Here is a 19,095-nt window from a genome sequence, read left to right on the forward strand (position 1 = left end):
CGTTACCCACCGCGCCCGCCCTGGTAAAGCGCCATGACTGACTACCCAGTCAGACTTTTCCCCCATGCCCACCCGCAGGCGGCCTTCGGCAAGGCGCAGCAGCTACTATAGACAAGCGCCGCGAGTGCCCGAGAATGGCAGAATTGCCGTGGTGTGCATGGCGCCACAGAGGGCTGGAACGGCATAACCGCCTAAGCGCATGAAAATTCTGAAAAAAACCTTTGCCATCGGAAAAGCTTTCGACTACATTAGCGCGCCTCGACAGACTGAATCAGTTTGACGAGATACGGTGAAGTGTCCGAGTGGCTTAAGGAGCACGCCTGGAAAGTGTGTATACAAGAAATTGTATCGAGAGTTCGAATCTCTCCTTCACCGCCAAATTCGATGTAAACAAAACCCCTGGTTTCGAGAGAAGCCAGGGGTTTTGTGGTTTCTGGGGTTTGAATAGGTGGTTGTGCCAGGGAAAATTAAGCCAATGGGTTTAGGAACACTGCGTAGCCATACGTCGCCCAATAACATCCAGCAAATCACAACCATCGCGCAATGGAATTGAACACAGCAGCGAAAAATCGCTAAGCACAACCGTATCGCTGCTGATTTCCGCACGCAGTGCCAGATTTTCAAGAACTTGAGTAACAGCACGAATTCGATACCCAGCAGCGTCCAGCAAAACGTCCAGCGGCGCAGTGGTATCTACAAAAAGGGCAGGTGTCTCGCAATCGTTGCTGGTGAGGGCCATGTATTGGTTCATGCGTGAATCTCCGCTTGCTTAAGGAGAGCTGCCACACATTCGTTACCAAACAAAAGGGTGGCAGCTGTACGCAGGTTGGCGAACCGGACAAATTGGAAAACCGGCAGACCCGAAGGTCTCCCACGCACAGCTACCATCGAGCAGCTTATTGCGCGTAGGGGCATCCCGCAAACTTAGCCGGGAGGCCTCTGCCAATTTGTAGTCGAGTCGCCAAACCCGAGTCGCTATGAGAGCGACCGGCGAACTATATGCCCCACCTCACAAACCCGGCAGGGCATGCCTTCCGATTGATCTGTAGGAAATCACTCCGACTGACCAACTGCACGCCCTCAAGCCTGCACATACACCCAAGCCGTCAACCCCGAAGCCAACCCCACCGAAACCCGCTTATAGTCCGACACTTCATACGCATCCGCCGCCGCCAGTTCCTGCTCGGTAATCTGAAACACCATCCCTTCAACACTGTCCTCATTCCGCTCGCTCGGCGAAACAATCGGATGATGGGTCTTGCCGCTGGCCGCCAATACCTCAGGATCGGTAATCTCCACCCAGCTTTTTGAATACCCCAGCATCGCATCCTGCTGACCCACCAACTCCCGCCCAAAGTTGGCCAGCTGCACTGCCTTGTCCTGCAACGTACCGTAGGAAAACAACAGCACGGGAAATTCGGTCGAGCGTTCCATCTTTATTCCTTGAAAAAGTTAAGCCAGCAAATCTTCGTAAAACGCACCATAAGCCCCGCTCGGGTGCGCGATCTGTATCTCCAGAATCCACAGCCCTTCATTGGGATACTGGTCAAAGTCCCCAAGATCACCTCCACGATAAATCGCATGGGGGAAATCGCTGACACGGTGCCCTTTGATGTCCAGGTTCAGCACCCAACCCATTTCCTTCGCTTGCTCTTCGGCAAAACGATACAGCTCCAGGCCGACGACTTTGTCGTTCCTCCAGCGCCGCTCAACCCGATCAAACAGCGCTTTTGCCGCGCTCGCACATGCGGCCATCTCTGGGTTGTTGCCGGTGCTGAACGTCGCCCCCGCATCACCTTCATGGCCTTGCCACACGGCGCCCATGTCGATGAAGTAGATGTCGTTTTCCCCCAGCACCGGGTCGCCGTCGGAGCGTTCCTTGAAGGTCTTGAGGGTGTTGGCGCCAAAGCGCACCAGCAGGGGGTGCCAGATGCGCTGCATGTCGAGGTCGGCGAGGACTTTTTTGCCGAGTTCGCGGGCTTCGGATTCGAGCATGCCGGGGCGGATGAGTTTGGACAGCGCTTCGATGGCGCGCCAGGTCATGGCCTGTGCGTAGCGCATTGACTCGATGCTGTAGGCGACGCCCACAGCTTCCTTGGATGATTGTGCGGTCACCGGCTTTTCCTCGGCTTTATAGTGTCAGGCGTTATGCGTTTTACTATATAGCGATGGCAGGATGGAACCTAAATATGCAACCACGCCATCCCACCCAACACCACACTCACACCACCGGCGGTATACGCCATGCGCTTCAACCATTCCTTCCTTGTCAGCAATGTGATCGCAGCCAATGAAATCGCGATCTGAATCGCGGTCATCGCCTGTGCCCAGCGGTGATGCTGATGCAGCGCCTGTTCTGACTTTTCATCCCATTCCTTCGAGGTGGCTTCGAGCTTTTCGGCTTGTTTGCGCACGTCTTCCTTCTGGGTTTTATAACGCTCGATCTCGTCGGTGTAGTGCTTGGCATCAACCCCCGGAATATGCGTCGCCAGCTCCGCAAGGTTCTGCCGGCTGGATTTGGCCTGGTAGTAGTTCCACTGGTTGGCGGCTTCGGTCTTGAAGATGGCGGCGTTGTTTTTGTCCATCGCCGCTTCGCTTTCGGTGGAGCCGGCCTGGTAGCTGAGCATGGCGCCGACGGTGGCCATGATGGCGGTCATCACGGCGATGCGGCTGGCGAAATTGTCTCCGCTGCGGTGGGCATGTTCGGTGGCGTGTTCGACGTGTTTTTCGTGGGGGCTGGGGACTTCGAAGGCTTCGGACATGGGGGCGTCTATGAAGGGTTTGAGGGACTCTGATTCTTCACCAGCGAAGCTGTCTCAATCCTGTACGTAATGCTGCAAACCGGCCACCAGGGCGTCAAAGGTGACGCGGCAGCGCGGGCTGTTGCGCAGGTCTTCGTGCATGGTGACCCAGGTGTCCAGTTGCAGGGCGAATGCGTCGGGCAGGACCCGGCTCAGGCGGGCGTCTTGCCGGGCCAGTTTGACCTGGCAGCCACCGATGCCGGCGCCAGCGCGGATCAGGGCCAGTTGTGCGAGGTCGCTGTCGCTGCTGAGGGAAAAGGCGCTGCGCTCGAAGCCTTTGACGGCCAGGCTGCGGATGAAGGCGCTTTCCTGGTCGTAGCCGATGACTGAATGAGCTGAGAGATCATTCAGGCTCTGGGGTGTGCCATGTTGTTGCAGGTAGTCGTTGCGCGCATGCAGGCCGACTTCGATAACGCCGATCCTTTTCGCCAGAAGTTGTTCCTGGCTGGGTCGGACCATTCGCACAGCGATGTCGGCCTCCAGTTGCAGCAGGTCCAGCAGGCGATTGCTCAGCACCAGTTCGACCCTGAGGTGCGGGTGCTGTTGGCGCAGGCGGGTGATGATCGGCGGCAGGACTTCCACGCCGATCACCTCGCTGGCAGATACCCGTACCACGCCGCGTACTTCCGGGCCTTGTGGAGAGGCGGCGCGCTCGAGGGCGGCAGCCGTGGTTTCCATGGTTTCGGCATGGGTGCGCAGGGTGAGGGCGACCGCCGTGGGCAATAGGCCGCTGGCGGAGCGGGTGAACAGCACCACGTTGAGGGATTTTTCCAGCGCAGCGATGTGCCGCCCGACCGTGGGCTGCGTGATGCCGAGCTGCCGTGCGGCCCCCGACAACGATCCTTCCTTGAGTACCCCGAGGAACGACCGGTAAAGCTCCCAACCAATATTTGATGCCATGCATAAATGTATAGCGTCTGGATGATCTTCGGCAATTCCTCTATAGCTCGCCGGCGAACAGAATCGCCCCATCACACAACCCTCAGGGGAAAAAGCATGAACAAGGTTCTGGTATTGGGCGCGACAGGCGGGATTGGTGGCGAGGTGGCGCGGCAGTTGTTCGCTGCCGGCTGGCAGGTATGTGCCCTGACGAGGGATGTGGATAAGGCCCACAAACAGAACGCCGATTTCACCTGGATAAAAGGTGATGCGCTGAACCGTGGGGAAGTCGTCGCAGCGGCCCGGGGTTGTTCGGTGATCGTGCATGCGGTGAATCCGCCCGGTTACCAGCGCTGGGCGGAGCTGGTGCTGCCGATGATCGACAACAGCATCGCGGCGGCAGTCGCTGAAGGGGCGACGATTGTCTTGCCGGGCACGGTGTACAACTTCGGGCCTGATGCCTTTGCGCGGTTGGAGGAAGATTCGCCGCAGCATCCACTTACCCGCAAGGGCTCGATCCGTGTAGAGATGGAGCAGCGTTTGCTTGAGGCGACCCAGCAGGGCGCACGAGCGCTGATCGTGCGGGCAGGCGATTTTTTCGGCGCCAAGGCCGGCAGCAGCTGGTTTTCCCAAGGCCTGGTCAAACCCGCAAAACCGGTGACCAGCGTGAGTTATCCGGGAGCGCCAGGCGTGGGGCATCAGTGGGCTTACCTGCCTGACGTGGCGAGAACCATGGTCGAGTTGATTGCACGCCGCGACAGCCTTGATGCCTTCGCCCGTTTTCATATGGCGGGGCACATAGATGCCGATGGTCGGCAGATGAGCCAGGCGATTCAGCGGGTGGTGTCACGCAGGACCGGCCAACAGCCTTCTGTACGTGCTTTCCCGTGGTGGCTGCTGAAACTGGCCGCGCCCTTTGTCACCACCTTCCGCGAGATGCAGGAAATGCGTTACCTGTGGCAAACCGAGGTGCGCATGGATAACGGCCGTCTCGTACAGATATTGGGCAGCGAACCGCACACGCCTTTGGACGAGGCGGTTGAGGCGACATTGGTGGGTAACGGCTGCTTGCCTAAGCGCGCCTGATCAGCCGTACATACACCGCGATATTGATCAACAGCACCAGCGCGCCCAGCCCCAATTGAATCTGCGGCGTCAGCCCGGCCGGGTAGATCAGGGTCAGGATGTAATGCTCGATAAAGCCGCCGCCATATCCGTCCTGCCCGGCCAAATGACGAAACAGATTTTCCCAGCGGGTCAGCGGGCAGGGCAGATGGAACACTTCAACGGCAACGCCCCACGCGGCGGCAGGCAAATGCAGCCACATGACCGGTCGCCATTTGAGGGCGAGCAAACCGCCAAACAGCACGAACAGAATGAACGACAAATGAAACAGCACCAGGCCGTCGGCGGCGAAGCGGTAGAGCATGATGGGGTTCGCTTTTTGAATGGATCAGGTCCCGAATTCTTCCTTCAGGAACTCGATAAACACCCGCAATTTCTTCGGCGTGTTCGTACGGTTGAAGTAATACAAATACAGCGCGCTGTGGGCAATCCAGTCGTCCAAAACCTCCACCAACTCACCGCGTTGCAGGTACTGCTCGACGCTGGAGCGCGCCACGTAGGCAAAGCCAAACCCGTCCAGCGCACCGCGCACCATCAATTCAACATCGTTGGTCGCCAGCCGGCCTTTTACCGTAACCCGCATCTGCTTGCCGGCTTTTTCAAAGTCCCAGCGGTGCAGCGAGCCGGTCTGCGCACTGCGGTAGTTGACGCACTCATGCTCGAGCAAGTCGTGGGGATGAGTGGGCAGTTTGCGCCCCTGCAAATACTGCGGCGTGGCGACGATGACGAATCGCAACTGCGTCGCCACCGGCACCACCACCATGTCTTCGGCCAGCACATGGTCGTAGCGGATGCCCGCGTCAAAACCCTGGGCGACGATGTCCACCAGGCTGTTGTCCACCGCCACTTCCAGATTGATGCCCGGGTATTTGCGCAGGAAGCGCTGGAGCAACGGTTGCAGGACCATTCGGCTGGCGGTGGAGGGAATGTTCAGGCGCAAGGTGCCGGCGGCGTCGACCGTCGCCGCTGCTACGCTGTGCAGGCTGGTTTGCAGTTCTTCCAGCAGCGGCGTGATCTTCTGGATCAACTGCTCGCCGGCCTCGGTCACGCTGACGCTGCGGGTGGTGCGGTTGAGCAGTTGCACACCCAACTGTTTCTCGAGGGCGCGCACGCGATGGCTGACGGTCGACACCGACAGGCTGCTGGCGTCGGCCGCCTGGGTGAAGCTTTTCGAGCGGGCGACCTGCAGGAACAGTCGCAACTGCTGAAAATCGGGCGTGTCCATTGTGTGGTATTTCCGAAAGGGCCTTGCAGATTATGCATCTTTTTAGCAAGAACAGCGGCGCGCATACTTTTCCTACACACACGAGGATTGGCCCTTTATGACGACTTCCACCGCAAAACCCGTCTGGTTCATCACTGGCTGCTCCACCGGTTTCGGCCGCCAGCTGGCGTTGCACACCCTGAGCCTCGGCTACCCGACCGTGGTCACCGCGCGTAATCCGCAGCAGGTGCAAGACATCGTTGCCGGTCACGAAGAAAACGCCCTGGTCCTGACGCTGGACGTTACCGACCAGGCCCAGGTCGAGGCGGCTGTCAAAGCGGCTGAAGAACGTTTCGGCCATATCGACGTACTGGTCAACAACGCCGGTGTCGGCTACTTCGGCTCCTTCGAAGAAAGCGACCTGGATGACGTGCGCAACATGTTCGAAATCAACGTGTGGGGCTTGAGCGCCATGACCCGCGCGGCCTTGCCCGGCATGCGCGCCCGGCGCTCGGGCAGCATCGTGAACATTTCCTCGGTGGGCGGTGTGGCGGCGTTCCCGTCGCTGAGTTTCTACAATGCGACCAAGTTTGCGGTGGAGGGCCTTTCCGAGGCGCTGTCCCAGGAAGTCGCGCCGTTGGGGATCAAGGTGTTGCTGGTCGAGCCGGGCCCGTTCCGCACCGACTGGGCCGGGCGTTCGGCCAACGAGGCGGCTCACGGGATTGCCGACTACAAGGAAACGGCGGTGGCACGGGCCAATATGGTTCGCAACTACAGCGGCAAGCAGCCGGGTGATCCGGTGCGCGCGGCGATTGCCATCGTCAAGGCGGTGGAGGCTGAGCAACCGCCATTGCGCCTGTTGCTGGGCAAGGCTGCGTTGACCTTTGCGCGGACCAAGGTGAAGGCGCTGAGTGCGGATTTTGATGCGTGGGCTGAGGTAACTGAGGGGGCGGATTTTCCCGAGTGAAGCACTGACTGGATTCGGCACAAGGCCGTAACGGTTGCTTGCAGGTAACGCTGGCCGTTATTGTGCTGAATCCTTTTAGTCCTTTTGCCCACGGATCTGTAGTGATGAATGCACCGCGTACCGCTGTCCCGATCAAGGCTGTCATTTTCGATATGGACGGGTTGTTGCTGGACACAGAAGGCATCTACACCGAAGTCACACAGATCATCGCCGAACGCTATGGCCGTACCTATGACTGGGGGATCAAGCAGCACATCATTGGTCGCGGCGCCCAGGACCTGGCGGATTACGTGGTCAAGGCGCTGGACCTGCCGATTACCCCCGCAGAATTCCTGGTGATCCGCGAGCCGCTGATGAGCGAGCGTTTCCCCAAGGCCTTGGGCATGCCGGGCGCTGAGGCGCTGGTGCGGCACTTGAAGGCGCATAACATTCCGATTGCTGTGGGCACCAGTTCGTCGCGCAATTCGTTTGGCCACAAGACCACGTTGCACCGTGAGTGGTTTGGGTTGTTCGACACCATCGTCACGGCGGATGACCCGGAAGTCGGGGCGGCCAAGCCGGCGCCGGATATCTTCCTGACGGCGGCGCGCCGCTTGGGTGTGGCACCGGAGGATTGCCTGGTGTTTGAGGATTCGCCGTTTGGCGTGACGGCGGCCAAGGCTGCGCACATGACCGCGATTGCGGTGCCGGATGAGGCGATGGCGGACAGCAAGTATCACCATGCTGACCAGATTATTCGCAAGTTGGCTGACTTTGATTTGGCGGCGTATGGCTTGCCGCCGATGCGTTGATCCCTCTGAAGCGACTGGATTAAAAATGTGGGAGCGGGCTTGCTCGCGAATACGGTGTGTCAGCCGATACATGTGCTGACTGATCCACCGTATTCGCGAGCAAGCCCGCTCCCACATTTAGTCCTGCGGTGCCTTGGCCAATGTCTTCTGCCGCAAAATATAAACCGTCACCAACACCGCACTGGTCAGCATGAACCCTCGCGCCCAGATCAGCGGCACCAGGTAGCAGGAAAACCCGATACTCACCCACATCAACCCAATGGCATACACCTTGCCCTTGAGCGGAATCCCGTTGCCATCCAGATAGTCACGAATCCACGGCCCCAGGCGCGGGTGTTCCACCAGCCAGCGGTAGAAGCGCGGGGAGCTACGGGCAAAGCAGGCGGCAGCCAGCAGAAGGAAGGGGGTAGTGGGCAGCACCGGCAGGAAGATGCCGATTACCCCGAGCGCCACGCTCAACCAGCCGATGGCCAGCAGAACGTAACGCAGGATCACGGAACGGTTGCCCATGGGCGCCACGGGCAACGGTCTTAGTGGTGGCGAGGCTTGAGGATCGCCGGCTTTTCGTCAGGTGCGTTGCACAGCAGGTACAGGGCGGTCAGCGCTTCCGGGATCTGAACGATCATGTCGTCCATCAGGTTGGCGTCGGCGGCGATGTCGGAGAACTCAGGTTGCTCGTCGAACAGGCCGGAACCGACCATGATCGGCAGCAGCATTTCGCTGACTTCTTCTTCAGCCGTTTCGAACCAGGCCTCTTCACGCAGGAACACGCCTTCCATGAAACCGATGCACCAGCCGCGCAGTTCGGAGTCGTCCGGATCTTCGCCCAGGTCCAGGTCGCAAGGCAGTTCGAACTCTTCATCGGAAGCCAGTTGGCGGCCAATGTGAGCCTTGAGGGCCAGCAGGGTCGATTCGATTTCTTCGCGCTGGGCGGCATCACTGTAGTGAGGCTCTTCGGAGAACAGGGCGTCGATCCATTCACGGTCGGGAACGACATCGGAGCAGATCGACAGCGCGGTCAGATAGCCGTGGGCGGCCACGTAGTCCAGCGCCTCGTCGTGCAGCTCATCGGCATCGAGGAAGGCTTGCAGGCGGGTTAGTTGCTCAGCGAAGGACATTGACGGACTACCTTGGGAATAAACGATGGGCAATTCTAGGCTTTCTTGAGCTGCCAGGCCAGCCGCAGCACAGATTTGAGAGGTATTTGAGCCCGGCGGCAATTCACCAACGGCACCCTTTGCCGGGTAACGCTCGGGTATACTGCCGCGTTTTGTGATGCCCCTGCAGGCCAAGCGCCAGTCGCGGGAAAAGTTCGCTTACGGATTATTTCCCGCTCAAGCGTGCTTTTTCGACCAGCCTGTACAGAGGGATTTCGGCGATATTTGGAGTTTTTCATGCTCGAGCAGGCTCAACGCGTCCTCAAGGACATCTTCGGCTACGACAGTTTTCGTGGCCGCCAGGGTGCGATCATTGAGCGCGTGGCCAACGGCGGCGATGCCCTGGTGCTGATGCCTACCGGCGGCGGCAAGTCGCTGTGCTTCCAGGTACCGGCACTCCTGCGGGAAGGGCTTGCGGTGGTGGTGTCGCCGTTGATCGCCCTGATGGACGACCAGGTGGCCACCCTTGAAGAGCTCGGCGTGGCGGCCGCTTCGCTGAACTCCACCCTCAGCGCCGAACAGCAGCGTGACCTCGCCGCCCGGATCAAGCGCGGCGAAGTGAAGATGCTTTACCTCGCCCCCGAGCGCCTGGTGCAGCCACGGATGCTGGCGTTCCTGCAGAGCCTGGAAATCGCCCTGTTCGCTATCGACGAAGCCCACTGTGTGTCCCAATGGGGCCACGATTTCCGTCGTGAATACCTGCAACTGGGCCAACTGGCGGAACTGTTCCCCAACGTCCCGCGCATCGCCCTGACCGCCACCGCCGACAAGCGGACCCGCGAAGAAATCGTCGAGCGCCTGCACCTGCAGAACGCCGAGCGCTTCCTCTCGAGCTTCGACCGGCCGAATATCTTTTACCGCATTGTGCCCAAGGAACAGCCGCGCAAGCAGTTGCTGGCGTTCCTCTCCGATCGGCGCAGCGACGCCGGCATTGTCTATTGCCTGTCGCGCAAGAAGGTCGATGAGGTCGCCGCATTCCTCAGTGAACAAGGCTACCCGGCACTGCCGTATCACGCGGGTTTGCCCAACGAACTGCGGGCCTACCACCAGAAGCGCTTCCTCAACGAGGAAGGCCTGATCATGGTCGCCACCATCGCGTTCGGCATGGGCATCGACAAATCCAACGTGCGCTTCGTGGCCCACATGGATTTGCCCAAATCCCTTGAGGCGTACTACCAGGAAACCGGGCGTGCCGGCCGTGACGGCCTGCCGGCGGATGCCTGGATGGTCTACGGCCTGCAAGACGTGGTGATGCTCAAGCAGATGCTGCAGAACTCCGAAGGCGACGAGCGCCACAAGCGCCTGGAACAGCACAAGCTCGACGCGATGCTGTCGCTGTGTGAAGAAACCCGCTGCCGTCGCCAGACCTTGCTCGCCTACTTCGACGAAGACATGCCCAAGCCCTGCGGCCACTGCGACAACTGCGTGGACGGCGTGCAGACCTGGGACGCCACCGAGCCGGCGCGCCAGGCGTTGTCGGCGATCTACCGCACCGGTCAGCGCTATGGCGTCGGCCACCTGGTGGACGTGTTGCTGGGCAAGGACAATGAAAAGATTCGCAGCTTCGGCCACGAAAAACTCTCGGTCTACGGTGTGGGCAAGGCCCGCGCCGAAGGCGAGTGGCGCTCGCTGTTCCGGCAGATGGTCGCCCGTGGCCTGGTGGACATCGACCTGGAAGGCTACGGCGGCCTGCGCCTGAACGACAGTTGCCGGCCGCTGCTCAAGGGCGAAGTCAGCCTGGAGCTGCGCCGCGACCTCAAGCCGCAAACCACCGCCAAGAGCAGCACCAGCCAGGCCAGCCAACTGGTGCGTTTCGAAGAGCGCGAACAGTGGGAAGCCCTGCGCGCGCTGCGTAAGAAGTTGGCGCAGGAACACAGCGTGCCGCCTTACGTCATCTTCCCGGACTCCACCTTGCTGGAAATGCTCCGCGACCATCCCACTACCCTCGGCGAGATGGCCAGGGTCAGCGGCGTCGGTGCGCGCAAGCTGGAGCGTTATGGCCAGGCCTTCCTCGAAGTGCTCGGCGGCCAGGTCGAGGCGCCGAAAGAGGTCGCCGACATCCGCCACGAGTTGATCAGCCTCGCCCGTGCCGGCATGACCCCGATCCAGATTGCCGGGCAGCTGCAGTGCTCGGAAAAGAACGTCTACACCTTGCTCGCCGAGTCCATTGGCAAGCAGCAGTTGTCGTTGGAGCAGGCCCTTGATCTGCCGGAAGATTTGCTCGGTGAAATCCAGGATGCATTCCTGGATGGAGAAGGCGAATTGCCACCCGTTTCCGAGATTGCGCCGCTGTTTACCGGCCGCGTTCCCGAGGGCGTTTTGTACTGCGTAAGGGCCGCTTTGCAGTCGGAATTCGAGATTTGATGTGCCAATTACGACAATGTAACGAATCAGTACATACCGGGTCTTGCCTACTGGCATGGGTCATGCTTAGCTGACTAATAATTAGCCACACTTTATTTTCAGTCTAATCCATGAGTTTTTTATGCCGTTAACCGATCAACACCGTTTTGGCATGCAGTTGGCGCATATGTCCCGAGGATGGCGTGCCGAGCTGGATCGCCGCTTGGCAGGTTTGGGACTGTCCCAGGCACGCTGGCTGGTGCTGCTGCACCTGGCCCGTTTTACCGAACCGCCTACCCAGCGTGAGCTGGCGCAGAGTGTCGGGGTAGAGGGGCCCACCTTGGCCCGTTTGCTCGACAGCCTGGAAAGCCAGGGCCTGGTGCAACGCCAGGCCGTGGTGGAAGACCGCCGCGCCAAGCGCATTGTGCTGTGCGACACCGCGAAGCCGCTGATCGAGCAGATCGAGACCATCGCCACGGCCTTGCGCCATGAGCTGTTTGTGGGTGTCGATGAAGAGGATCTGCGGGTGTGCATGCGGGTGCATGAACACATCCTCGGAAATCTCGAGAAGTCCTGATCCCAAGTACACAGAAGATCAAAAATGTGGGAGCGGGCTTGCTCGCGAAGGCGGAGTGTCAGTGAATACATGTGCTGACTGACACACCGCCTTCGCGAGCAAGCCCGCTCCCACATGTGTTTTGCGGCGTAGTTAGAAGGTTTGCCCCAGGTTCAGGTACACCGCCTGCTGACTGTCATCGTTAAACCCATAACTGAAATTCAACGGCCCCAGCGGCGTATCAAACCCCAGGAAAATACTGGCGGCGTTGATGTACCCGCTGTCGTATTCATTGTCGTTGTTCCAAGCCCGCCCTCGCTCCAGTGACGCGCCCAGGTACAACGGGAAATCCAGCGGCAAATAAGACCGCGGCGTCAGCCGGCGATAGTAGACCGCGCGCATCAGGCTGATGTTCTGCCCGGCAATCGCATCCTCCCGGAAGCCCGACAGCTGCCGCGCGCCCCCCAGCAGGAAGCTGGAAATCACCACGTCCGACTTATCCAGGGTGCGCCCATAGCGCCCGCCGAGGATCAGTGTGTCCGGCCCGCTGCTCATGGCTTTGTCCAGCTTGAACTCCCACTGGCGATAGCGCTGGTCCGAACCCAGCCCCGGTTCGAACTCCCGGAAGGCCAGGCCAATGTCTTCGCCGGTATGGGGGAAGTACACGTTGTCGAACGAGTCGAAGGAGTACTTCAGCTCATAGAAACCCTCGCTGAAGTTGATGCTCGGCGAATCCCGGTCACCAATGCGCACATCCGCCTTGCCCCAGGCCTCGCCGACGCCGAAACGAATCTCGCCGCTGTTGCCGATCTGCCGGCCCACGTTCAGGCCGAAGCCGTAGCGTTCCAGGCGGTATTCGGAGATCGGGTTATTGTCTTCAATCAGTTCGACGTTCTGCGCCTGGGCACTGATATAGGGCGCGACGAAGTAGCGTGAACCGGTGTCCATCGGCTGATAGAACTCGCTGTACAGCTCCTGCTTGTCCCCGATCTGCACCCGCGTCAGCCATTCGGCGCCGAGGCGGTTGATGCCGTTCATGCGGTAGCTGGCGCCGAGGTTGAAGGCGCTGTCGCCGCGCATGTCATCCGACAGGTTCAGGCCCAGGCGCAGGTAGTCGGTGCCGCTGCGTTTGCCCCGGGCGCTGATGACCAGGGTGTTGTCCTTGCCCTTTTTCACCACGCGGTATTGCACCTGTTCGAAGTAATCCAGGCCGTACAGAGTGCCCATGTCGGTTTGCAGGCGGGCCAGGTCCAGGGGCTCGCCGAGGTTCTGGCGGATGTAGTAGCGGATCACCTCGTCGCCCACCTTGGAGTCGTTCTCCACCTTGATCGCGGTGATCACCGGGTTGCGCTCGCCGGGCGTTCGCGCGGCCACCAGCGACGGGTCCACCGGTTCGGCCGGGCGCAGGTGCGCCAGGCGCACGTCGAGTGCGCGGGTGGCGCGGTAGCCCGCGTCGATCATGTCCTTGGCGCGCCCGAAATCCGTCACCCCGTAGGCGGCCAGGGGCGGCTGGATCAGCACGTCGCGGGGCGCCAAGGCCTTGAGTTGTTCTTCGGAATTGCGCCGGGTCATCAGGGTGATGGACTGGTTGAGCACGTCCACCACGGTGTTGAGTTGCTTGCGTGAGCGCAGCGGGGTGCCGATGTCGACGACGATGGCGATGTCGACCCCCATTTCCCGCGCCACATCCAGCGGGATGTTATCGGTCATGCCGCCGTCCACCAGCAGCCGGCCATCCAGTTCCACCGGGGCAAATACCGCCGGGATCGACATGCTGGCGCGGATCACCTGGGGCAGGTGGCCTTTGCGGAACACCACTTTTTCACCACTGGTGATGTCGGTGGCCACGGCGCGAAAGGGGATCGGCAGCTTGTCGAAATCCCGCACGTTACTGGTGTGGGCGAACATGCTTTCCAGCAGCAAGGCCAGGTTCTGACCCTGGATCACCCCCAGTGGCAGGCCGAGGCTGCCGTCGTCGCGGAAGCTGAGTTTCTGTTTGACCAGGAAATCCCGGTCATCCTGCTTGCGCCGGAATGGCACGTCTTCCCGCGGTGGCGCGTCAGACAGGGCGAGCTTCCAGTCGATGTTCAGCGCGAGTTTTTCCAGCTCGTCGATCTTGTAGCCCGAGGCGTACAGCCCGCCGATCACCGCACCCATGCTGGTGCCGGCAATCGCATCGATGTGGATGCCCTGTTCTTCCAGGGCCTTGAGCACACCAATGTGCGCCAGGCCACGGGCGGCACCGCCGGAGAGCACCAGGCCGATCTTCGGGCGCGGGTTTTCGACGGCTTGGACGAGGACAGGGAACAGGCACAGCAACAGGCAGGACAACAGGCGGCGCATCATCAATCTCAAGGCAGGACGATAAAGGCCGGTATTATAGCCACTCGATCCTTTCAACCCGCCAAGCAGGAGCCAGTCAATTCATGTCAGCGGCCAAGCCCGAGATTGTCATCACCTATTGCACCCAGTGTCAGTGGCTGCTGCGCGCCGCCTGGCTGGCCCAGGAACTGCTGAGCACGTTCGCCGATGACCTCGGCAAAGTGGCCCTGGAGCCGGCCACCGGCGGTGCGTTTCGGATTACCTGCGACGGTGTGCAGATCTGGGAACGCAAGGCCGACGGGGGCTTCCCGGAAGCCAAGGTGCTCAAGCAAAGAGTGCGCGACCAGATCGACCCACAACGGGACCTGGGGCATAACGACCGTACTCAGTGAACCTCGGCCGTGGTGGCCGGCTGCTTGGCCGGTTTGGCGCCGCCCATCAGCCCGGACACCACGATGGCCACGATGATCAGCGCGCCGCCCATCAGCATGCGCAGGGTCGGCGTTTCAGCAAACAGCAGCCAGGCCGCGGTGATGCCGTACACCGGCTCCATGGCAAACACCACCGCCGCCGTGCGCGCCTTGAGCACCGCGAGGCTGGCGACAAACAGGCTATGGGCCAGGCCGGTGCAGAACACCCCGAGCAGGCCGATCCACAGCCAGTCCAGTGGTCGCACTTCGGCCAGCCCGGGCGCGGCGACGGGCAACAGGCACAGCGCTACCACCACGTTCTGGCACAAGGCGGCCTGCACCGGCGGGATGCGCCCACTGGCGCGGTTGTTCAACGACAGCAGCGAGAACAACAACCCGGAGCCGACCGCCCACAGCAAGCCGCTGGTGGCCTGGCTGGCGAGATTGAAATCCGGCGTGACCAGCACCAGGCCGATGCTCACCAGCACCACCAGCAGGATCTCGTTGGCGCGAATCCGCTCGCGGAAAATCAGGCCTTCGAGAATCACCGTAAACGCCGGGAAGGTGGCGAAGCCCAGGGTGGCGATGGCCACACCGGCGACCTTTACCGCAATAAAGAAACTCACCCAATGCCCGGCCAGCAGCAGGCCGCTGACCAGCAGGCGGCGCCAGTCGCGGGCTTGCAGCTTCTGCCAGGGCGTGTTGCTGGCAAAGCGCGCAAAGATCGCCAGGGCAATGACCGCGAACGCGGCGCGGCCGAACACGATAATCGCCGGCGAAGCGGCCGCCAGTTTGCCGAACACACCAGTGAGGCCAAACATCAATGCGCCGATATGCAGGGCGCCGAGGGCTGTGCGGGGAGTCATTGCGATCCTTAAACGACGGGTTTACAGGATCGCAGTCTAGAGGGTTGCAGGCATTCGCGTCTGTCGTTGGGCTCGCGGCTTTTGTCGCAGGACTCTTGCTTGGTGAAGATCCCTGTGGGAGCTGGCTTGCCTGCGATGCAGACAACTCGGTCGTTCAGATAGCGCGCGGTGATGCTATCGCAGGCAAGCCAGCTCCCACACCGGGCGGTGCTCGTCTGAAGGCTCGGGGCGAGAGGCCAAACTCGCGCAACATCGCCGCAGCAAATGCACTTTGCGAACCATAGCCCACCCGCGCGGCAATCTCGCCGATCGGCAGCTGGCTGTCGCGCAGCAGGCCGCGGGCCATCTGCAAGCGCCGGGTGCGTATGTAGTCCATCGGCGTCTGCCCGCTTTCCGCGATAAACCGTGCATGCAGGCGGGCGACGGACAGGTCGGCGAGCTTCGCCAGGTCCGCCACTTGCAGTGGGTGCGCGGCGTGCCGCTGGATATGCGCATCGAACGCGGCATAGGGCAGGCGCTTGCCCTCCGGCGGCTGCGCAAGGTTGAGGCTGGCCAGCAGCAATATGGCGCCTTGCTGGGCGATCAGCGGGTCGTCCACCGGGCTGCTTGCCAACCACTGCACCAGTTGGCTTTGGCGATTGTCGAGGGTCAGGTGTGCGCACCGGTCGAGCAAGCGGCGGCTGGCGTCGGCATGCTCGCCCAGGGACTGCGCCAGCCAGTGCTCATCGGGCACGTCCAGCACCAGGCAGCGGCTGCCATCGCGACTGCGGCACGCGTGATGGGCGGAGTAGGGCAGCACCATCACACTGCTGTGCTGCACCTGGCCGCCCCGGCCATCCACCTCGAAGTCCAGGTGCCCGGACAGGCCAAACACCAGCTGTGCATGGTCGTGGCTATGGGCGATAGGCGCATCGGGGTAGTGGCGTAGCGTGAGGTTGGGTCTCATCGCAGTCTCCTGGGCAGGCCTGCAGTTTACATCGCTTCGCCGCCTGTGGGCGCTGTCATCAGACTGACGCAACACTGTCATGGGCTATTAATCCCATGGGCGCAAGCTCGCGAAAACACCGTGAGGCATGCCCATGACCAGCGCCGAACTCGCCAAACCCAGCCGCAAGCAACGCGTGCGTACCCTGTGGATTTCCGACGTGCATTTGGGCACTCGGGATTGCCAGGCCGAACACCTCTCGCATTTCCTCAAGGGCTACCACGCCGACAAGGTCTACCTGGTGGGCGACATCATCGACGGCTGGAAGCTGCGCAGCGGCATGTATTGGCCCCAGGCCCATACCAACGTGATCCGCCGCCTGCTGACCATGAGCAAGCGCGGCACCGAGGTGATCTACGTCACCGGCAACCACGATGAATTCCTGCGGCGTTATTCGAAGCTGATCCTTGGCAATATCCAGTTGGTGGACGAAGCGGTGCACGTGACTGCCGATGGCCGGCATTTGCTGGTGATCCATGGCGACCAGTTCGACGTGATTACCCGGTATCACCGCTGGCTGGCGTTCCTCGGCGATTCGGCCTACGAATTCACCCTCACGCTCAACCGCTGGTTGAACCACTGGCGGGCGCGCTATGGCTACGGCTATTGGTCGTTGTCGGCGTACCTCAAGCACAAGGTCAAGACGGCGGTGAGCTTTATCAGTGATTTTGAAGAAGCGATCGCCCACGAAGTGACCAAGCGCGAGCTGCATGGCGTGGTGTGCGGGCACATTCACCATGCGGAGATTCGCAAGGTGGGCGAGGTGGACTACCTCAATTGCGGGGATTGGGTGGAGTCGTGCACGGCGCTGATCGAGCACTGGGACGGGCATATCGAGCTGTATCGGTTGGCGGATGCCCAGGCGAAAGAGGCGCAACTAAAGGCCGAAATGGTCGCGGGCTAAGCCTCAAACCCACAGACTCACAGACTCACTCAGTCTAAATGTGGGAGCGGGCTTGCTCGCGAATGCGGAGTGTCAGTCACCAGATAATTCGACTGACCCACCGCCTTCGCGAGCAAGCCCGCTCCCACATTTGGAGCCGGTTTCTTCAGTCAGGTGTGGGAAACATCCGCGATGGCTTCTGCCAACAGCGTCAACCGCGTCGCATCAATCCCCGCCACGTTCGCGCGCCCGGAATTGACCATATACACGCTGTGCTTGTCCCGCAGTTGCTTCACCTGTTCCGCACTCAAACCGGTATAGGAAAACATCCCGCGTTGCGCCGCAATATGCGCAAACCGCTCCGACAACCCATGGGGCGCCAACGCCTCCACCAGCCCGGAACGCAGCTGCGCAATCCGCGCCCGCATCGCTTCCACTTCCTCGGCCCACTGCTTTTTCAGCCCGGCGTCACCGAGAATCGTCGCCACCACAGCAGCACCATGGTCCGGCGGCGTCGACCACAAGTTACGCGCAATAAACGCCAGCTGGCTGCGCACATCCGTCAGTTTCTCGGCGTCCGCCGCGCACACAATCAACGCGCCGACACGGTCGCTGTACAGGCCGAAGTTCTTCGAGCAGGAACTGGTGATCAGCACTTCAGGCAGCTCAGCCGCGAACAGCCGCACCGCCCATGCATCCTGTTCCAGGCCATCGCCAAACCCCTGATACGCAAAGTCGATCAGCGGCAGCAACTGACGTTCCCGGACGATCTTCAGCACCTGGCGCCAGTCATCGTGGGACAGGTCGAAACCGGTCGGGTTGTGGCAGCAGGCGTGCAGCAGCACCACATCGCCTTTTGGCACGGTGGACAGGGTGGTCAGCATTGCCGCTACGTCCAGGCGATTGTCGCTGCCCACGTACGGGTAATGGCTGACCTTGAGCCCGGCCTTGGCGAAGATGGTTTCGTGGATCGGCCAGGTCGGGTTGCTCAGCCACACGCCGCGGCTAGGCAGGCTGTGGGCGATAAAGTCGGCGCTCAGGCGCAGCGCGCCGGTGCCGCCTGGCGTCTGGGTGGCGCCGGCGCGGCGCTCGCCCAGCAGTGGCGAACCGGCGCCCAGCACCAGCTCGCTGATCAGCGTGCCGAACGCGGCATTGCCGTGGCCGCCGATGTAGGTCTTGGTGGTTTGTTGTTCCACCAGGCGCTGTTCGGCCAGTTTCACCGAATGCGGGATCGGCGTCAGGCCCTGGTCGTCCTTGTACACGCCCACGCCGAGGTCGAACTTGTTCGGGTTCGGGTCCTGGGCATACAGCTCCATCAGCCCGAGGATCGGGTCTCCGGGCACCCGGCCAATTGCGTCGAAATGCATTACTTGCGGCCCTCGGCATCCTTGGCCACTTCGTCGGTGCGCGCGGCCATGATGAAGTCGTTGCGGTGCAGGCCCTTGATGGAGTGGCTCCACCAGGTCACGGTGACTTTGCCCCATTCGGTGAGCAGGCCCGGGTGATGGCCTTCAGCTTCGGAGATCGCGCCCACGGCGTTGGTGAAGGCCAGGGCGAATTTGAAATTCTTGAACAGGAAGACCTTTTCCAGCTGCATCACGCCATCGCGTACTTCGATGTTCCAGTCGGGGATCTGCTTGATCAGCACCGGCAACTCTTCGTCGCTGACTTGCGGGGCGTCGGCGCGGCAGGCTTCGCAGTGGGCTTGGTTCAACGTGGTCATGTGGGTATTCCTGAAATCGAGTATTTGGAAACGGTCGTCAGTAGCGTCACCCTAAAGCAACGCGGGGCCAGGGAACAGACTCA

Annotated in this window: 21 protein-coding genes and 1 tRNA gene; 8 read left to right on the forward strand and 14 right to left on the reverse strand. The window is 61.1% G+C overall.

Annotated elements, in window-relative coordinates:
* Nucleotides 1–288: 288 nt before the first annotated feature.
* Nucleotides 289–378: transfer RNA gene (locus HX873_RS11625), tRNA-Ser, on the forward strand.
* A gap of 103 nt (nt 379–481) precedes the next feature.
* Here the strand turns inward: HX873_RS11625 and HX873_RS11630 are convergent.
* The 5 genes from HX873_RS11630 to HX873_RS11650 form a co-directional block, all read right to left on the reverse strand.
* Complete coding sequence (locus tag HX873_RS11630; RefSeq protein ID WP_004371186.1) at nt 482–751, reverse strand: hypothetical protein; 270 nt, start codon at nt 749–751, stop codon at nt 482–484.
* A 329-nt stretch (nt 752–1,080) separates the two neighbouring features.
* The gene (locus HX873_RS11635) at nt 1,081–1,434 is read right to left on the reverse strand and encodes a gamma-glutamylcyclotransferase family protein (protein WP_177122698.1); all 354 of its coding nucleotides are present in this window, start codon (nt 1,432–1,434) and stop codon (nt 1,081–1,083) included.
* Nucleotides 1,435–1,452: 18 nt separating this feature from the next.
* Nucleotides 1,453–2,115: a M24 family metallopeptidase gene (locus tag HX873_RS11640; protein WP_177122699.1), complete on the reverse strand. Its 663-nt coding sequence runs from the start codon at nt 2,113–2,115 to the stop codon at nt 1,453–1,455.
* A 68-nt stretch (nt 2,116–2,183) separates the two neighbouring features.
* Nucleotides 2,184–2,762, reverse strand: a complete 579-nt coding sequence (locus HX873_RS11645; protein ID WP_008434886.1) for a DUF4337 domain-containing protein — start codon at nt 2,760–2,762, stop codon at nt 2,184–2,186.
* A gap of 54 nt (nt 2,763–2,816) precedes the next feature.
* A complete protein-coding gene (locus HX873_RS11650; RefSeq protein WP_177122700.1) occupies nt 2,817–3,701 on the reverse strand; it encodes a LysR family transcriptional regulator in 885 nt (294 codons plus the stop codon).
* A gap of 96 nt (nt 3,702–3,797) precedes the next feature.
* Between HX873_RS11650 and HX873_RS11655 the strand changes: the two genes are divergently transcribed.
* Nucleotides 3,798–4,766 (forward strand): SDR family oxidoreductase, encoded by a 969-nt coding sequence (locus tag HX873_RS11655; RefSeq protein ID WP_177122701.1) that lies wholly within the window; start codon nt 3,798–3,800, stop codon nt 4,764–4,766.
* Here the strand turns inward: HX873_RS11655 and HX873_RS11660 are convergent.
* Nucleotides 4,753–5,109, reverse strand: coding sequence for a DUF2784 domain-containing protein (locus HX873_RS11660; RefSeq protein WP_177008389.1), 357 nt, complete (start codon nt 5,107–5,109; stop codon nt 4,753–4,755). The genes HX873_RS11655 and HX873_RS11660 overlap by 14 nt on opposite strands.
* A 24-nt stretch (nt 5,110–5,133) precedes the next feature.
* A complete protein-coding gene (locus HX873_RS11665) occupies nt 5,134–6,030 on the reverse strand; it encodes a LysR family transcriptional regulator (protein ID WP_004371170.1) in 897 nt (298 codons plus the stop codon).
* Nucleotides 6,031–6,127: 97 nt separating this feature from the next.
* On the opposite strand from HX873_RS11665, the gene HX873_RS11670 reads away from it, so the two are divergent.
* Nucleotides 6,128–6,976, forward strand: coding sequence for an oxidoreductase (locus HX873_RS11670; RefSeq protein ID WP_087692746.1), 849 nt, complete (start codon nt 6,128–6,130; stop codon nt 6,974–6,976).
* Between the two features lie 104 nt (nt 6,977–7,080).
* Entirely contained in the window at nt 7,081–7,767 is a 687-nt protein-coding gene (locus HX873_RS11675; protein ID WP_004371166.1) for an HAD-IA family hydrolase, read from the forward strand.
* A 117-nt stretch (nt 7,768–7,884) separates the two neighbouring features.
* On the opposite strand, the gene HX873_RS11680 is transcribed toward HX873_RS11675, so the two are convergent.
* Nucleotides 7,885–8,277, reverse strand: a complete 393-nt coding sequence (locus HX873_RS11680; RefSeq protein ID WP_177122702.1) for a YbaN family protein — start codon at nt 8,275–8,277, stop codon at nt 7,885–7,887.
* 20 nt (nt 8,278–8,297) lie between these two features.
* A complete protein-coding gene (locus HX873_RS11685; protein ID WP_004371163.1) occupies nt 8,298–8,885 on the reverse strand; it encodes a YecA family protein in 588 nt (195 codons plus the stop codon).
* Between the two features lie 276 nt (nt 8,886–9,161).
* Here HX873_RS11685 and recQ point away from each other — a divergent pair, with 276 nt between their 5' ends.
* Together recQ and HX873_RS11695 are read left to right on the forward strand one after the other, a co-directional pair.
* Complete coding sequence (gene recQ / locus HX873_RS11690) at nt 9,162–11,288, forward strand: DNA helicase RecQ (protein ID WP_004371161.1); 2,127 nt, start codon at nt 9,162–9,164, stop codon at nt 11,286–11,288.
* Between the two features lie 121 nt (nt 11,289–11,409).
* Nucleotides 11,410–11,844, forward strand: a complete 435-nt coding sequence (locus tag HX873_RS11695) for a MarR family transcriptional regulator (RefSeq protein WP_004371158.1) — start codon at nt 11,410–11,412, stop codon at nt 11,842–11,844.
* A 132-nt stretch (nt 11,845–11,976) separates the two neighbouring features.
* On the opposite strand, the gene HX873_RS11700 is transcribed toward HX873_RS11695, so the two are convergent.
* Nucleotides 11,977–14,166, reverse strand: a complete 2,190-nt coding sequence (locus HX873_RS11700) for a patatin-like phospholipase family protein (RefSeq protein WP_177019583.1) — start codon at nt 14,164–14,166, stop codon at nt 11,977–11,979.
* 83 nt (nt 14,167–14,249) lie between these two features.
* Here HX873_RS11700 and HX873_RS11705 point away from each other — a divergent pair, with 83 nt between their 5' ends.
* Nucleotides 14,250–14,537 (forward strand): SelT/SelW/SelH family protein, encoded by a 288-nt coding sequence (locus HX873_RS11705; protein WP_003214624.1) that lies wholly within the window; start codon nt 14,250–14,252, stop codon nt 14,535–14,537.
* On the opposite strand, the gene HX873_RS11710 is transcribed toward HX873_RS11705, so the two are convergent.
* Together HX873_RS11710 and HX873_RS11715 are read right to left on the reverse strand one after the other, a co-directional pair.
* Complete coding sequence (locus HX873_RS11710) at nt 14,531–15,421, reverse strand: DMT family transporter (protein ID WP_003214622.1); 891 nt, start codon at nt 15,419–15,421, stop codon at nt 14,531–14,533. The genes HX873_RS11705 and HX873_RS11710 overlap by 7 nt on opposite strands.
* A gap of 154 nt (nt 15,422–15,575) precedes the next feature.
* A complete protein-coding gene (locus tag HX873_RS11715; protein ID WP_177122703.1) occupies nt 15,576–16,367 on the reverse strand; it encodes an AraC family transcriptional regulator in 792 nt (263 codons plus the stop codon).
* A 133-nt stretch (nt 16,368–16,500) separates the two neighbouring features.
* Here HX873_RS11715 and HX873_RS11720 point away from each other — a divergent pair, with 133 nt between their 5' ends.
* The gene (locus HX873_RS11720) at nt 16,501–17,310 is read left to right on the forward strand and encodes a UDP-2,3-diacylglucosamine diphosphatase (RefSeq protein ID WP_003214618.1); all 810 of its coding nucleotides are present in this window, start codon (nt 16,501–16,503) and stop codon (nt 17,308–17,310) included.
* A gap of 149 nt (nt 17,311–17,459) precedes the next feature.
* Here HX873_RS11720 and HX873_RS11725 read toward each other — a convergent pair whose 3' ends face one another.
* Nucleotides 17,460–18,656 (reverse strand): amino acid aminotransferase, encoded by a 1,197-nt coding sequence (locus tag HX873_RS11725; protein ID WP_177122704.1) that lies wholly within the window; start codon nt 18,654–18,656, stop codon nt 17,460–17,462.
* A complete protein-coding gene (locus HX873_RS11730) occupies nt 18,656–19,012 on the reverse strand; it encodes a 4a-hydroxytetrahydrobiopterin dehydratase (RefSeq protein WP_010166022.1) in 357 nt (118 codons plus the stop codon). Before HX873_RS11730 ends, HX873_RS11725 begins: the two co-directional genes overlap by 1 nt.
* Nucleotides 19,013–19,095: the final 83 nt, after the last annotated feature.

The sequence above is a fragment of the Pseudomonas sp. P7758 genome (assembly GCF_013386485.1).
GTDB lineage: Bacteria > Pseudomonadota > Gammaproteobacteria > Pseudomonadales > Pseudomonadaceae > Aquipseudomonas.